At 73.5% G+C, this 15,456-nt stretch carries 14 protein-coding genes; 12 read left to right on the plus strand and 2 right to left on the minus strand.

The features are described 5' to 3' along the window. Positions 1–102: 102 nt before the first annotated feature. The 11 genes from mltG (at position 103) to IF29_RS43130 (ending at position 10,410) form a co-directional block, all read left to right on the plus strand. Positions 103–1,746 (plus strand): endolytic transglycosylase MltG, encoded by a 1,644-nt coding sequence (gene mltG / locus IF29_RS0102315; protein WP_051724788.1) that lies wholly within the window; start codon positions 103–105, stop codon positions 1,744–1,746. Next, positions 1,746–2,582 (plus strand): shikimate dehydrogenase, encoded by an 837-nt coding sequence (locus IF29_RS0102320; RefSeq protein WP_030248768.1) that lies wholly within the window; start codon positions 1,746–1,748, stop codon positions 2,580–2,582. Before mltG ends, IF29_RS0102320 begins: the two co-directional genes overlap by 1 nt. A 229-nt stretch (positions 2,583–2,811) precedes the next feature. Then, the gene (gene aroC, locus IF29_RS0102325) at positions 2,812–3,996 is read left to right on the plus strand and encodes a chorismate synthase (RefSeq protein WP_037594093.1); all 1,185 of its coding nucleotides are present in this window, start codon (positions 2,812–2,814) and stop codon (positions 3,994–3,996) included. Continuing rightward, on the plus strand, positions 3,993–4,520 hold the full coding sequence (locus IF29_RS0102330) for a shikimate kinase (protein ID WP_030248772.1): 528 nt from the start codon (positions 3,993–3,995) through the stop codon (positions 4,518–4,520). Before aroC ends, IF29_RS0102330 begins: the two co-directional genes overlap by 4 nt. Continuing rightward, positions 4,517–5,614, plus strand: a complete 1,098-nt coding sequence (gene aroB / locus IF29_RS0102335) for a 3-dehydroquinate synthase (protein ID WP_030248773.1) — start codon at positions 4,517–4,519, stop codon at positions 5,612–5,614. The genes IF29_RS0102330 and aroB overlap by 4 nt, the downstream gene beginning before the upstream one ends. Further along, the gene (gene aroQ / locus IF29_RS0102340) at positions 5,611–6,048 is read left to right on the plus strand and encodes a type II 3-dehydroquinate dehydratase (RefSeq protein WP_030248775.1); all 438 of its coding nucleotides are present in this window, start codon (positions 5,611–5,613) and stop codon (positions 6,046–6,048) included. The genes aroB and aroQ overlap by 4 nt, the downstream gene beginning before the upstream one ends. Before the next feature lie 130 nt (positions 6,049–6,178). Continuing rightward, positions 6,179–6,895: an AAA family ATPase gene (locus tag IF29_RS0102345; RefSeq protein WP_051724789.1), complete on the plus strand. Its 717-nt coding sequence runs from the start codon at positions 6,179–6,181 to the stop codon at positions 6,893–6,895. 148 nt (positions 6,896–7,043) lie between these two features. Next, positions 7,044–8,144: a M24 family metallopeptidase gene (locus tag IF29_RS0102350; protein ID WP_030248778.1), complete on the plus strand. Its 1,101-nt coding sequence runs from the start codon at positions 7,044–7,046 to the stop codon at positions 8,142–8,144. 76 nt (positions 8,145–8,220) lie between these two features. Beyond that, positions 8,221–8,787 (plus strand): elongation factor P, encoded by a 567-nt coding sequence (efp, locus tag IF29_RS0102355; RefSeq protein WP_030248780.1) that lies wholly within the window; start codon positions 8,221–8,223, stop codon positions 8,785–8,787. Between the two features lie 2 nt (positions 8,788–8,789). Then, positions 8,790–9,230, plus strand: coding sequence for a transcription antitermination factor NusB (nusB, locus tag IF29_RS0102360; RefSeq protein ID WP_030248781.1), 441 nt, complete (start codon positions 8,790–8,792; stop codon positions 9,228–9,230). A 202-nt stretch (positions 9,231–9,432) separates the two neighbouring features. After that, positions 9,433–10,410 (plus strand): hypothetical protein, encoded by a 978-nt coding sequence (locus IF29_RS43130; RefSeq protein WP_030248783.1) that lies wholly within the window; start codon positions 9,433–9,435, stop codon positions 10,408–10,410. 76 nt (positions 10,411–10,486) lie between these two features. On the opposite strand, the gene IF29_RS0102370 is transcribed toward IF29_RS43130, so the two are convergent. Together IF29_RS0102370 and IF29_RS0102375 are read right to left on the minus strand one after the other, a co-directional pair. After that, a complete protein-coding gene (locus tag IF29_RS0102370) occupies positions 10,487–11,929 on the minus strand; it encodes an MFS transporter (protein WP_084713400.1) in 1,443 nt (480 codons plus the stop codon). A gap of 114 nt (positions 11,930–12,043) precedes the next feature. Next, positions 12,044–12,409: a nuclear transport factor 2 family protein gene (locus IF29_RS0102375; protein ID WP_030248786.1), complete on the minus strand. Its 366-nt coding sequence runs from the start codon at positions 12,407–12,409 to the stop codon at positions 12,044–12,046. 185 nt (positions 12,410–12,594) lie between these two features. On the opposite strand from IF29_RS0102375, the gene IF29_RS0102380 reads away from it, so the two are divergent. Continuing rightward, on the plus strand, positions 12,595–15,441 hold the full coding sequence (locus IF29_RS0102380; RefSeq protein ID WP_030248788.1) for an ATP-binding protein: 2,847 nt from the start codon (positions 12,595–12,597) through the stop codon (positions 15,439–15,441). The last annotated feature ends 15 nt before the right edge of the window (positions 15,442–15,456 follow it).

Below are 15,456 nucleotides of genomic sequence, written 5' to 3' on the forward strand. Positions count from 1 at the left end.
GTTCCGCTTCACGGCGCGCTTTGGCACGCCGGTTCGATCGTCGGCGGGGAGGTCCCGTCCGACCGGAGAGGATGCCGGTCGCCACGTCGTCCAAGGGGAAGCATGACCGACCAGGGCCGGGGCTACGGCACCGCACCGTGGGGCCACGGGGACCCGAATCAGGGCAGCCCCTATGCCGGATCTGTGGGTTACCCGCAGCAGCCGACGAACGGCTGGGGCGATCCGCAGGCACAGGACCCGTACGGCACCGGGCAGTACCCCGTGCAGCAGCCGGGCTACCCGCAGCAGCCCGGCTACCCCCAGCCGCAGCAGCCCGGGTATCCGCAGCAGCCCGGCTACCAGCAGCCGGGTTACCCGCAGCAGCCCCAGCAGGTCCGGCCGCAGCAGCCCTACCGCCAGCCGCCCCGGCCGCAGCCGGTCCAGCCCGCCGCCCCGGTGCTGGGCCCGGACGGCATCGACTGGGAGGCCGAGGCCGCAGCCCTGGACGCCGAGGAGCTGGCGCCGCAGGTCGAGGAGGTGCAGGCCGAGGACGAGGAACTGGTCGAGGAGTACCAGGACGAGCACGTCGACGGCTACGACGACGAGGACGACTACCAGCCCTTCCTGGCCGAGGAGGACGACAGCCGGCAGGGCGAGCGCAAGCGCAAGCAGGCCGGCCGCACCCAGCGCAAGCGCAGCGGGGTGGCCTGCCTGGGCATGTCGCTGCTGCTGGTCGCCAGCATCGGGGCCGGCGGCTACTACGGCTACGGCTTCTACAAGTCGCACTTCGGGCCGCCCGCCGACTACGTGGGCGGCGGCACCGGAGCGGTGACGATCACCATCCCCAGCGGCGCCGACGGCTGGGCCATGGCCAACGTCCTGAAGGCTGACGGCGTGGTAGCCAGCGGCCAGGCGTTCGTGAATGCCTACAACAAGAACGTCAAGGCCAGCAGCATCCAGCCTGGTTCATACACGCTCAAACAGCAGATGTCCGGCGCTGATGCTGTCGCCTTGTTGATCGCAGACAACGGCGGTGATGTGATGACCGTCACCGAGGGCATGCGTGCCAGCGCGATCTACACCAAGATCGACGCCAAGCTCGGCCTGCCCGCTGGGACCACGGCGAAGGCAGCCAAGGACAACATCTCGGGACTTGGTCTGCCGTCCTACGCGAACGGTGACATCGAAGGTTTCCTCTGGCCGACCCGCTACTCGGTCAGCAAGGGCATGAAACCGGCCGACCTGCTGAAGCAAATGGTCGCCAATGCTGTCGCCCAGTACCAGGCCCTTGACCTGGACACGAAGGCTCCGGGGGTCAAGCTGAAGAACGGCTACCAGGTCCTCATCGAGGCGAGCATCCTCCAGGCCGAGGGTAAGACGGCCGACTTCAGCAAGATCGCCCGGGTGCTCAGCAACCGCATCAACGAGACCGACGGTGAGACCCACGGCCAGCTGCAGCTGGACACCACGCTGCAGTACGCGCTGAACTCCACCAAGTTCACCAACGCCCAGAAGAACGGCGACCAGGCCGGCGGCTACAACACCTACCTGGTGAAGGGACTGCCCCCGGGCCCGATCAGCAACCCGGGTATGGACGCCATCAACGCGGTGCTCAACCCGGCGCCGGGCAACTGGCTCTACTTCATCGCGATGACCCCGACCAACACCCAGTTCGCCGACACCTTCACGGACTTCAAGGTGCTGGTGAAGCAGTACTGCACGGCCCACAACCAGGGCTTCGACGCCGTCGCCGGGCAGTGCGACTGATGCGCACCGCCACCCGGGCCGCGGTACTGGGCTCGCCGATCGCGCACTCGCTCTCCCCGGTGCTGCACAACGCCGCCTACGCGGCGCTGGGTCTGACCGACCGTCACTACGGCCGCTTCGAGGTGGACGAGGCCGGGCTGCCCGGCTTCCTGTCCGCGCTCGACGTCGAGGGCGAGGGCTGGGCCGGGCTGTCGCTGACCATGCCGCTGAAGCGGGTGGTGATACCCCTGCTGGACGAGATCAGCGCGACGGCGCTGGCGGTGGACGCGGTGAACACCGTGGTGTTCACCGCGGACGGACGCCGCACCGGCGACAACACCGACGTCCCCGGTCTGGTCGCGGCGCTGCGCGAGCGCGGGGTGACCTCGGTGGAGTCCGCCTCGGTGCTGGGCGCCGGCGCCACCGCATCGTCCACGCTGGCCGCGTTGGGGCGGATCTGCACCGGCGAGGTCACCGCCTACGTCCGGGGCCCCGAGCGGGCCGCGCAGATGCTGGCGCTGGGGGAGCGGCTGCAGGTGAAGGTGCGGACCGCGGCGTGGGAGCGCGCGGCGGAGGCGTTCGGCGCGCCGCTGACGGTCTCCACGACGCCGGTCGGGGCGACCGACCACCTGGCCGGCGCGGTGCCGCGGACGCCCGGCGTGCTGTTCGACGTGCTCTACCACCCCTGGCCCACGGCGCTGGCCGCCGCCTGGTCGCAGCGCGGAGGCAGTGTGCTGGGCGGGCTGGACCTGCTGGTGCACCAGGCGGTGCTGCAGTGCGAGATGTTCACCGGGATCACCCCCGCTCCGCTGGCCGCGATGCGGGCCGCGGGCGAGGCGGCGCTGGGTGGTCTCTGAGGGATCTCGGGTGCGGCGTCTGCCTGGTTTGTCGCGCAGTTCCCCGCGCCCCTAGGGGTCTGCGACTGGCTCAGTTGCACTTGCTCAGGGGCGCGGGGCTGTGCTGATTCAAAAGCGTGCGCGAACAACCATGCACAGCCCGCAGCCAGGATCCGGACGGATTCTGAGCTCCGGAGGGTCTCGTGGGAGGATCGGAGACGACGCACGTCCGGATCTTTGAGGAGCACCGTTGGGTACCTTGCGCTGGCTGACGGCGGGGGAGTCGCACGGCCCCGCACTCGTGGCGACGCTGGAGGGCCTGCCCGCCGGTGTCCCGGTCACCTCCGAGGTGATCGTGGACGCGCTGGCACGCCGTCGGCTCGGCTACGGACGCGGCGCCCGGATGAAGTTCGAGCAGGACCAGGTCACCTTCCTCGGCGGCGTCCGGCACGGGCTGACCATGGGCAGCCCGGTCGCGATCATGGTCGGCAACACCGAGTGGCCCAAGTGGGAGCAGGTGATGTCGGCCGACCCGGTCGACCCGGAGATCCTGGCGGGCCTGGCCCGCAACGAGGCGCTGACCCGCCCCCGCCCCGGCCACGCCGACCTGGTCGGGATGCAGAAGTACCACCTGGACGAGGCCCGACCGGTGCTGGAGCGCGCCAGCGCCCGGGAGACCGCAGCCCGCGTAGCGCTGGGCGCGGTCGCCCGCGCCTACCTCAAGGAGGTCTGCGGCATCGAGCTGGTCTCCCATGTGGTGGAGCTGGGCGCGGCCAAGGCCCCGGCCGGCGTGGTCCCGGTCCCGGCCGACGAGGCCCGGCTGGACGAGGACCCGGTGCGCTGCCTGGACGCCGACGCCGCGAAGCGGATGGTCGCCGAGATCGACCAGGCCCACAAGGACGGCGACACCCTCGGCGGGGTCGTCGAGGTGCTGGCCTACGGCCTGCCGCCGGGCCTGGGCTCGCACGTGCACTGGGACCGCAGGCTGGACGCCAGGCTGGCCGGCGCGCTGATGGGCATCCAGGCCATCAAGGGCGTCGAGGTCGGCGACGGCTTCGAACTGGCCCGCGTCCCGGGCTCGCAGGCCCACGACGAGATCGTGCCCGGTCCGGACGGGGTGCGCCGCGCCTCCGACCGCTCCGGCGGCACCGAGGGCGGCATGTCCACCGGTGAGGTGCTGCGGGTGCGCGCCGCGATGAAGCCCATCGCGACTGTGCCGCGTGCGCTGGCCACCATCGACGTGCGCACCGGCGAGGTGGCCCGGGCGCACCACCAACGCTCCGACGTCTGCGCCGTGCCCGCCGCCGGGATCGTCGCCGAGGCGATGGTCGCGCTGGTGCTGGCGGACGCCGTGGACGAGAAGTTCGGCGGGGACAGCGTCAGCGAGACCCGCCGCAATGTCCAGGGGTACCTCGACAACCTGATCGTCCGATGAGCGGCCCGACGGTCGCCCCGGTGGTGGTGCTCGTCGGACCGCCGGGATCGGGCAAGTCCACCGTGGGTGCCGCGGTGGCCGCACGGCTGGGCGTGGGCCTGCGGGACACCGACGCCGACGTCGTGGCCGCCGCCGGCCAGCCGATCGCCGACCTCTTCGTGGACCACGGCGAGGCGCACTTCCGCGAGCTGGAGGCGGAGGCCGTGCGCACCGCGCTCGCCGAGCACGACGGCGTGCTGGCGCTGGGCGGCGGCGCGATCATGCGCGAGCGGACCCGGGAACTGCTCTCGGGCCACGCCGTGGTCTTCCTGGACGTGTCCCTGCACGACGCGGTCAAGCGGGTCGGCCTGGACGCCCCGCGCCCGCTGCTGATCGGCAACCCGCGGGCCCGCTGGCGCGAGCTCATGGAGCAGCGCCGCCCCCTGTACACCGAGGTCGCCCGCGCCGTGGTGGCCACCGACGGTCTGACGCCCGACCAGGTGGCCGACGCCGTCCTCAACGCGCTTCAGCTGGAGAAGGCATGACGGAGTCTCAGGAAGTCACTCGGATTCGGGTCGGCGGCAACGCCGGCAGTTCCCCCTACGACGTGCTGGTGGGCCGTCAGCTGCTGGGCGAGCTGGGCGGGTTGATCGGTTCCGCGGCCCAGCGCGTGGCTGTGGTGCACCCCGAGGCGCTGTCCGCCACCGGCGAGGCGATCCGGGACGACCTGGCCGCGCAGGGGTACGAGGCCATCGCGCTGCAGGTGCCCAACGCTGAGGAGGCCAAGAGCGCCGAGGTGGCCGCGTACTGCTGGTCGGTGCTGGCGCAGACCGGATTCACCCGCACCGACGCGATCGTGGCGGTGGGCGGCGGGTCCACCACCGACCTGGCCGGCTTCGTCGCCGCCTCCTGGCTGCGCGGCATCCGCTGGATCGCCATGCCGACCACCCTGCTGGGCATGGTCGACGCGGCGGTCGGCGGCAAGACCGGCATCAACATCGCCGAGGGCAAGAACCTGGTCGGCGCCTTCCACCCGCCGGCCGGGGTGCTCGCGGACCTGGCCACCCTGGAGACGCTGCCGCGCAACGACTACATCAGCGGCCTGGCCGAGGTCATCAAGACCGGCTTCATCGCCGACCCGGTGATCCTGGACCTGGTGGAGTCCGACCCGCAGGCCGCGACCACCCCCGAGGGCCCGCACACCGCCGAGTTGATCGAGCGCTCCATCAAGGTCAAGGCCGAGGTGGTCTCCGGCGACCTCAAGGAGGCCGGCCGGCGGGAGATCCTCAACTACGGCCACACCCTGGCGCACGCCATCGAGCGCAATGAGCGCTACAAGTGGCGGCACGGCGCCGCGGTCAGCGTCGGCATGGTCTACGCCGCCGAACTCGGCCGCCTGGCCGGACGGTTGGACGACGCCACGGCCGACCGGCACCGCGCCGTACTGGCCTCGGTCGGCCTGCCGCTGACCTACCAGGCGGACGCCTGGCCCAAGCTGCTGGAGACCATGAAGCTGGACAAGAAGTCCCGCGCGGACATGCTGCGCTTCATCGTCCTGGACGGCCTGGGCAAGCCCACCGTGCTGGAGGCCCCGGACCCGACCCTGCTGGTGGCCGCCTACGCCGAGGTGGCGAAGTGAGCCAGAAGGTGCTGGTCCTGAACGGCCCCAACCTGGGCCGCCTGGGCAGCCGTGAGCCCGACGTCTACGGTTCCACCTCCTACGCCGGCCTGGTCGAGCGCTGCACCGCGCTGGGCAAGGAGCTGGGCCTGGACGTCGAGGTCCGGGAGACCAACGACGAGGGCGAGATGATCCGCTGGCTGCACGAGGCCGCCGACGGGAAGTACCCGGTGGTGATCAACCCCGGCGCGTTCACCCACTACTCCTACGGAATGCGGGACGCCGCCTCGCAGCGGACCGCTCCGCTGATCGAGGTGCACATCTCCAACCCGCACGCCCGCGAGGAGTTCCGGCACACCTCGGTCATCTCCGCGGTCGCCTCCGGCACCATCGCCGGCTTCGGCATCGGCTCCTACGAGCTGGCCCTGCGCTCACTGGCCGGAACACTCGGGTAGGTACGAAACCCGGGGCCGTTCCCGCTCGTTGGCATGACACCGGGTCAGGCCGGAAAGACGCAGCTGTGGGGGCGGCTGCGGCGCGGTATCGTCGCAGCCGTCGGACGGGAGTGACGCAGGAGGTGGAGCGGTGAGCGACGGGCACTACCAGGGCAGCCTGCCCGAGCCCACGCCGGGACCGCCGCGGGCGACGCTGCAGTTGCGCGCCGTGCCGGAGTCGGCCGCCGGGCAGTCGTCCACCGGACACTTCGTCATGCCGGTGGGACTGCCGCCGGGGACGGCGCCCGCGCACCCGCATGCGCGGGGGCCGGTGGCGGTGCTGCTGATCGGTCCGGCCGGGGCCGGCAAGACCTCGGTGGCCCGGCAGTGGGCCGAGAGCCGCACCACGCCGACCGCGCACATCAGCCTGGACGACGTCCGCGAGTGGGTCCGCTCCGGCTTCGCCAATCCCCAGTCCGGCTGGAACGACCAGTCCGAGGCCCAGTACCGGCTGGCCCGCCGGACCTGCGGCTTCGCCGCCCGCAACTACCTCGCCAACGGCATCTCCTGCATCATCGACGACGCCGTCTTCCCGGACCGCCCGGCGATCGGCTTGGGCGGCTGGAAGCGGCACGTCGGCCCCGACCTGGTGCCGGTGGTGCTGCTCCCCGGGCTCGACGTGGTGCTCGCCCGCAATGCGCAGCGCAGCGGGGTGCGGCGGCTGGACGACGAGGAGGTCGCCCGGATCCACGGCCGGATGGCCGGCTGGTACGGCTCCGGGCTCCCCATCATCGACAACTCCAGGCTGGACGTCCCGGGGACCGTCGCGGCGCTGGAGCAGGTGCTCACCAGAGCGATGCATCGGTAGTTCCTCGGCTGCGGCGTCTGCATGGCTTGTCGCGCAGTTCCCGCGCCCCTACAGGGGCGCGGGGAACTGCGCGAACGGCAACCAGGCACACGCCGCAGCCGGAGCAACCCGCCGAGCGTCCTGGCGCCCCCGTGCCTACGCTCAGGGCATGGCCGAAGTGCACGCGGAACGCCGCGACCGGATGCGGGAGCGGTCCAGCGCCGCAGGGCTCGACGCGGCGCTGGTCACCAGACCCGCCAACGTCCGCTGGCTCACCGGATCCGACTCCGTGGCCGCGCTGCTGCTGACCCGTGACGGCGCCGAAGCGGCTGCCGCCGGTCCCACCGGCCCCCCGGAGTCCGACGGCGGCTGCACCGTGCTGCCCGTGCCCGCCGGCACCGACCCGGCCGTGCTGCTGGCCGCCCGCTGCCGGGCCCGCACCCTCGGCGTCGAGGAGCACGACCTCACCGTGGCCCGGCACCGGGCCGTCGCCGCCGCGGCGCCGGGCGTGGAGCAGCTCCGGGACCTGGGCCGCGCGGTGGAGCAACTGCGCACGGTCAAGGACGAGGAGGAGATCTCCTGCCTGCGCATCGCCGGGGAGATCGCCGACCAGGCGCTGGGCGAGCTGCTGGAGTCGATCCTGGTCGGCCGCACCGAACGGCATCTGGCGATGGAGCTGGAGCGCCGCATGATCGACCACGGCGCCGACTCCGCGGCCTTCCCGACCCGGGTCGGCTCCGGCGACCACTCCGGACGCGCCGACCACAGCTCCGGGGACCGCAGGGTCGAGGACGGCGACTTCCTCACCGTCGCGCTGGGCGCCTGCTACCGCGGCTACCGCACCGCCGCCACCCGTACCTTCGTGGTCGGCCTCAGCCCCGCCGACTGGCAGTCGGACCTGCACCGGCAGGTCTTCGCCGCCCAGCGCGCCGCCCGTGAGGCGCTGACCGTCGGCGGCGGGTACGACGAGGCGGACCGTGCCGCCCGCCGGGTGCTCGGTGCCGCCGGGCAGCCGGCCCCCGACGAGGCCGAACCGGCCGCCCGCGAGGGCGTCGGAGCGGGGGTGGGGCTGGAGATCGGGGAGGAGCCGCGTCTCGGACCTCTGGAGTTGGGTAAGCTTGACAACCGTGTGCCGGTAACCGTCGGCGTCGGGGTCTGCATCCCGGGTCGCGGCGGGGTCCGGATCGAGGACACGCTCGTGGTCCGTCCGTCCGAGGACGGCGGTCCCGAGCTGCTCACCATCACGACCAAGGAGCTCCTCGCCCTGTGACCCGCCCGGGTCCGCGGACACCGCCGCTTGGTTCTGATGCTTGACATACCGCGATATCTCAGGAGTTAGTGCGACCGTGGCTTCCACCAACGACCTCAAGAACGGCATGGTGCTCAAGCTCGACAACGACCAGCTGTGGTCCGTCGTCGAGTTCCAGCACGTCAAGCCCGGCAAGGGCCCGGCCTTCGTGCGCACCAAGCTGAAGCACGTGCTGTCCGGCAAGGTGGTCGACAAGACCTTCAACGCCGGCGTGAAGGTCGAGACGGCCAGCGTCGACAAGCGCGGGATGCAGTTCTCGTACAAGGACGGCGAGGACTTCGTGTTCATGGACATGGACACCTACGACCAGATCCAGATCAGCCCGGCCGTCCTCGGCGACAACGCCCACTACCTGCTCGAGGGCAACGAGGCCACCGTCGCGATGTACGAGGGCGCCCCCCTCTACGTCGAGCTGCCCGCCTCGGTCGAGCTGGTCATCGAGTACACCGAGCCCGGCGTCCAGGGCGACCGCTCCACCGGCGGCACCAAGCCCGCGCGCCTGGAGACCGGCCACGAGATCGGCGTCCCGCTCTTCATCACCACCGGTGAGAAGATCAAGGTCGACACCCGCACCGGCGACTACCTCGGCCGGGTGAACTCCTAACCGTGTCCACCGCACGCAACAAGGCCCGCACGCGAGCCTTCCAGATCCTCTTCGAGGCGGACCACCGGGGTGTCACCCCGCAGTCCGTGCTCGCGGACTGGGTGCGCCGGGCGCGCACCCCGGACGAGGGAACGCCGCAGGTCAGCGAGTACACGATGGAGCTGGTCGAGGGCTACAGCCAGCACGCCGCCCGGATCGACGACCTGCTCGCCACCTACGCGGTGGGCTGGACGCTGGACCGGATGCCCATCGTGGACCGCAATGTGCTGCGCCTGGGCGCGTACGAGCTGATCTGGGAGGACGGCGTCCCGGACGCGGTCGTCCTGGACGAGTCGGTCGAGATCGCCAAGGAGTTCTCCACCGACGAGTCCCCGGCGTTCGTCAACGGACTGCTGGCCCGACTGCTGGAGCTCAAGCCGTCGCTGCGCGCCTCGCGCGACTGACGGAGCGTTCGGAGCGATCCGCCGCAGGCCCGGCACCACCCCGGACGGGGACGGTGCCGGGCCTTCCGTCGTTCACCGTGCGTCACCGATGGTGACAGTTCTGTGACACAGGGTGCGCATGGGGCGCCGGTGGTCGGGGAGGACGCAGGTAGCGGCCGTCGGGGCCGCACCCGCCGAGCCCTTCCGCCCCCGAGGAGTTCCCATGGCCGCCAGGCACGCACGCACCCGCCGCCCGTCCACCGCGCGGACCGCGGCACCCGCACCCTGCCGGCGAGGCGCCCGCGCCGTCGCCCGCCCCGGGACCCGGAGCCATGCGGCCCGGCCGCCGGCGCCCACCCTGCTCGGCGTGGTCACCTGCCGCGAGGACTTCGAGGCGCTGCGCCGGGACGGCGGCACCGAGTACACCGGCTACACCGAGTACCTCGCCGACATCGAGGAGCTGCTGGGACGGCTGACCGGGTCCGGCGGCGTGGTCAGGGGCCGGGCCTTCCACCCCGGTGACCTGGTCGACTTCTGCCACCGCGAGGGCCTCTCGCTCGCGGACCCGGAGAGCCACACCGCCTACACGGCCGACCCGGAGGCCGAGGACGAGTGGGTGCTCTACGAGGGCGAGCCGCTGGCGGAGTTCACCGCCCGGCTGGCGCGGGCCCGCGAGCGGGGCCTGGTGCACCGGCGGCTGGCCAGGATGCTGGCCGAGACCGCGGAGGCGGCGGCGACCGGCGGGGAGTTCCCGGAGGAGCCGCTGCGCGCCGCCTACACCGAGGGCGCCGACGCGCTGCGCCGGGTCCTGGTCGGCGCCGGCCAGGGCAGGTTCCGGCTGGTCTGCTCGCTGCGGTCGCCGGAGGGGCCGGTGGAGGCCTGGGCCGACCTGCTGCTGGAGTCGGGCGACGACGGCGGCAGCGTGCTGCGGATCGAGGAGGCCGACCTGGACCTGCTCTGCTCGCTGCTGTGCACCGGCTTCGCGCTGGGCATGCCCGGCGGGGTGGTGCTGTCCGGGATGTGCCGTACCCGCGGCTCGGTGGCCTGGGGCTGGGAGCTGGACGACGGTGGCTTCGTACCGCGCAACGCCGCCGATGTGCTGCTGGACCTGTCGGTACCGGCGGTGTCCTGGATCGCGGTCTGCCTGCCGGGCGCCGAGTCCGTCCCGGGCTTCGCGCTCGGGGAGATCAGCCTGGGCTGACGCCGGATCAGCACGGCTCGGCACGTGACGGCGCCGCCCCCGGAGGACCGGGGGCGGCGCCGAAGGGCTGTCGGGTTCAGGCGTTGCGGCGGGGGAGCAGCTGGACCAGGCCGGCCAGCACCAGCTCCACCCCGGCCAGCGAGGCCAGCCCGAGCTGGAAGGCGTGTGGGAAGCGGTCCGGGGCGGCGTTGCCGAGGGCTCCGTAGAAGACGATGCCGATCAGCGCGATCCCCAGCGCCCCGGCCACCTGCTGGGTGGTGGCCAGCACCCCCGAGGCGGAGCCGGCCAGCTGCGGCTTGACCCGGCTGAGCACGGTCCCGGTCAGCGGGGCGATGACCATCCCCATGCCCAGGCCGTCGACCAGCAGGCCCGGTGCCAGCCAGGCGGCCCCGGCGGTGCCGCCGCCGGTGCCCAGCAGGCCGACGGCCAGCCAGAGCAGCCCCAGGCCCAGGGCCATCAACAGGGAGCCGACGGTCAGCACGTGACGCCCCATCCGGGCCGCCAGCAGGTGCGCGGTCATCGAGGTGGCCAGGTAGCCGCCGCCGATCACGGTGAACACCACGCCCGAGGCCAGCGCGTCCAGGCCGCGGCCCTGCTGCAGGTAGAGCGCCAGGATCAGGAAGAACGAGCCCTGGCCGAGCCAGAAGGTGAGCTGTGCCAGCGATCCGGCGCTGAAGACGCGCTCCCGGAACAGCCCGGTGTGGACCAGCGGCAGTCCGCCGCGGGCGCTGGCCCGGTGCTGGTGCACGCCGAAGACGGTGAAGAGGACGGCGGAGCCGGCCAGGCAGACCCAGGTCCAGGCCGGCCATCCCTGCGCCCGGCCCTGGATCAGCGGCAGCACCAGGGCGACCAGGGCGGCGGTGACCAGGGTGACGCCGGCCAGGTCCAGCCTGGGCCGCTGCGGCGCGCGGGACTCCGGGACCACCCGGGGGACCAGCACCAGGGTGGCGACGCCGACCGGGACGTTGATCAGGAAGCAGGACCGCCAGTCCAGGCCGAACAGGTCGGCGCGGATCAGCACCCCGCCGATGAGCTGGCCGAACACCGCGCCGATGCCCATCGTGAGCCCGTACATCGCGAACGCCTTGGCCTGGGCCGCGCCGCGGTAGGCGGTCTGCAGGATGACCAGCACCTGCGGTCCCATCAGCGCCGCCGACAGCCCCTGTACGGCGCGGGCGGCGATCAGAACGCCGACGGTGGGGGCCAGGCCGCAGGCCGCCGAGGACAGCGTGAACAGGGTCAGGCCGAGCGCGAAGATCCGGCGGCGTCCGGCGATGTCGCCGATCCGGCCCGCGGTGATCAGCGCGGTGGCCAGGGCCAGGCCGAAGGCGGCGACGATCCACTGGATCGCGGAGGCGCCGGCGCCCAGGTCCGACTGCATCGAGGGGATCGCCACATTGACGATGAAGAAGTCCAGGGCGGTCATGAAGGTCGCGGTCAGCATCACCGGGAGCAGGCCCCGGGGTGTGGTCCCGGCGTCGGCCGCGGCGGCCGGGGCGGGGACGGTGGAGGTGGTCATCAGCGTGCTCCTGACTGCGTAGGGGTGCTGCGGGGAGGGGTCGGGTCCCGTCCGGGGCTGTGGGAGCAGCCCCGGACGGAGTTCTTGGGGGTGCGTCGGGCCTGGCGGATGCCGTCAGGCCGAGGGCACCTTGTCGAGGAAGCCGTGCACCTGCTTGATCCGCCCCTCGGCGTCGGCGACCAGCACGTCGAAGCCGACGACCAGGGCCTCGGCGCCCTGCGGGCCGAGCTCCCAGGTGAAGCGGGCGATGTCGTGGTGCGCGTCGACGGCGCCGCCGAGGGTGAACACCAGCCCGGGGAACTGGGCCTGCACGGCGCCCAGGGTGGCGTCGATGGCGTCCCTGCCCTCCGCGACCACCAGCGGGTCGGTGTAGCTGCCGTCCTCGGCCCACACCTCGTCGACCAGGCGGCGGCGGGCCGCGGGGTCGGTCTCGTTCCAGGTGGCGAGGTAGCGCTCGGCGAGGTCCTGAAGGTCACTCATGATCGGGTTCTCCCTGCTGTCCTGACGGTCCGTCTGTCGCCGTCGTCCGGTTGTCCGGTCGTCCTTGCAGGTCAAAAAGCTACGCAGGACGGGAGACCGTCGAATCTGTCGCGCTTAGGTACTTTCCGCAGGGGGTTGTCGGAGGCGGCAGGTAGGGTGCGAGCAGAGGGAAGGGGGATCCCGGGTTGCTGTACGGACGCGAGGGTGAACAGGCCGCGGTCGAGGCGCTGCTGGCGGGTGCGCGGGCCGGGCGCAGCGGTGTGCTGGTGCTGCGCGGCGAGCCGGGGATCGGCAAGACCGCGCTGCTGGAGCACGCCGTCGAGGCGGCCGCCCCGGACTTCCGGGTGGTGCGCGCCACCGGCGTCGAGTACGAGGCCGATCTCCCCTTCGCCGGGCTGAACCTGCTGCTGTCTCCCGCCCTGGACCGGCTGCCCGGGCTGCCGGCCCCGCAGCGCCGGGCGCTGGAACGCGCCTTCGGCCTCAGCGACGAGCCCGCGGCCCCGACGGCCGCCCCGGACCGGCTGCTGGCCGGTCTGGCCACCCTCACCCTGCTCGCCGACCTGGCCGAGAAGCAGCCGCTGCTGTGCGTGGTCGACGACGCGCAGTGGCTGGACCACGCCTCGGCCGGGGCGCTGCTGCTCGCGGCCCGGCGGCTGCAGGCCGAGGGCGTGGTGCTGCTCTTCGGCGCGCGGGACGGCGAGGGTGCCTGGTCCGCCCCCGGGCTGCCCGAGCTGCGGCTCGGGGCGCTCCCCGCCGACGCGGCCCGCGCCCTGCTGGCCGAGCGCGCCGCAGGTCTGAGCGACCACGCCAGGAGCCGGGTGCTGGCGCAGGCGCACGGCAATCCGCTGGCCCTGAGCGAACTGCCGGCCGCTCCCGGGCCGGACGGCCCCGTCGACGGCGCCGGCGCCGGTGTCGAAGCCGCCGGTGCCGTCCCGCTGGCCGGTCAGCTGCAGCTCGCCTACCACGGGCAGGTCAGCAGGCTGCCCGCGGCCACGCAGACCCTGCTGCTGGTCGCGGCGGCCGAGGAGACCGGCGACCTGGACGTGATCCTGCGCGCCGCCGCCGTGCTCGGCGCGGCCGCGGAGGACCTGCGGGCCGCCGAGCAGGCCGAACTGGTCCGGACCGCACCGTCGGAGGCCGGGCAGCGGCTGGTGTTCCGGCATCCGCTGCTGCGCTCCGCCGTGCTCCAGCGGGCCCCGCTGGCCCAGCGGCTGGCCGCGCACCGGGCCCTGGCCGAGGCGCTGGCCGCGCTGCCGGTCCCGGACGCCGAGGGCCGTCGGGCCTGGCACCTGGCCCTGGCCGCGACCGGCCCCGACGAACCCACGGCGGCGGCGCTGGAACGGGCCGCTGTGCAGGCCGCCCGGCGCGGCGGGCACGCCGGCGCCGCCTCGGCCTACGAGCGATCGGCCCGGCTCACCCCGGAGCGGGCGACGGCCACCCGCCGCTACACCTATGCGGCGGAGGCCGCGATCGAGGCGGGCGAGACCGACCGCGCCGCCGAGCTGGCGGTCCGCACCCTGCGCCGGCTGGACCCCGAGGGCAGCACCGCGGGCGGGGCTGACGGCGGGTCGGACGACCGGCTGAGACGGGCCCAGCTGCTGCTGGTGCAGGCCACCACCCAGTTCTGGCGCGGCTCCGACCAGGGCGCGTTCGACCTGCTGCTGCGTACCGCGGACCTGGCCGCCGACGTGGCGCCCGAGCACCTGGCCCGGGTGCTGATGCAGGCCTTCCACGTCGCCTGGTACCTGGGGGAGGAGCAGGTGGGCGTGGTCTGCGACCGGCTCGGCACCCTGGCGGAACCGCCCGCCGCCGGGACCGTGGCCGGAGCGGGCCCCGACTTCGGCCCCGGGACCCATCCCACCGCCGCCCAGGCCGGCTATCTGGTGCAGGTGGTCCGCTCGCTGCTGGGCCGCAGCACGCAGCCGGTACCACCGGTCGCCGACACCGTCGCCCGGGCCCGCGCCGCCGGGGCCGCCGTACCGGTGGACCTGGTGACGGTCTGCGGGGCGACGCTGATCATGGGGCGCGACGACGAGACGCTGCGCCTGGCCGAGGAGCTGGTGGCCGAGGCCCGCGCGGTGGGCGCGGTCGGGGCGCTGCCGACGCTGCTGTTCTTCCTGGCCGAGGGCGAGCTGTTCCAGGGCCGTCCCGCCGAGGCGCTGGCCCACGCCAGCGAGGCGCTGCGGATCGCCGAGGACACCGGGCAGCCGCACTGGACCGGGCAGCTGCACAGCTTCCTGGCGCAGCTGGCGGCCCTGCGCGGTGACGAGGCGTCAACCCGGCGCAGCGCCGATGCCGCCCACGCGGCCGGTCTGGCCGGACGTCCCTGGACCCAGTGGTCGCTGGGGCTGCTCGACCTGGGCCTGGGCCGGGCCGAGGAGTGCCTGGGCCGGCTGGAGCCGCTGGTCCACGGCCCGCAGCGGCACCATGTCGCCGGTCTGCGCGCCGTCCCCGACCTGGTCGAGGCGGCAGTGCGGCTGCGTGAGCCGGAGCGCGCCGCCGGGCCGTTCGACTACTTCCGCCGCTGGGCCGCCCGGACCGGGCAGCCCTGGACGGAGGCCCTGGTGCTGCGCTGCGAGGCGCTGCTGGGCGAGGACGCCGACGCCGAGCAGCGCTTCACCGCCGCGCTGCGCCGGCACGAGGAGCAGGACCGCCCCTGGGACCGGGCCCGCACCGCCCTGCTGTACGGCGAGTGGTTGCGTCGCGGCCGCCGCAAGGCCGAGGCCCGGGGTCCGCTGCTGGCCGCCCAGTCGGCGTTCGACCAGCTCGGCGCCGTGCCCTGGGCCGAGCGGGCCCGCTCGGAGCTGGGCGCCACCGGAACCGCCGCCCCGCAGGGCCGGGCCGGGTCCGGGCCGCTGGCCTCGCTCACCCCGCAGGAGTCGCAGATCGTCCGGCTGGCGGCGCAGGGGCTGTCCAACCGGGACATCGCCGCCCAGCTGTTCCTCAGCTCACGGACCGTCGGATACCACCTCTACAAGGCCTACCCCAAGCTCGGCGTCGCCTCGCGCGGGGAACTCGCCGAACTGTTCTGACCGCGGGTCAGCGGT

The organism is Streptacidiphilus jeojiense (assembly GCF_000719095.1).
Classification (GTDB): Bacteria; Actinomycetota; Actinomycetes; order Streptomycetales; family Streptomycetaceae; genus Streptacidiphilus; species Streptacidiphilus jeojiensis.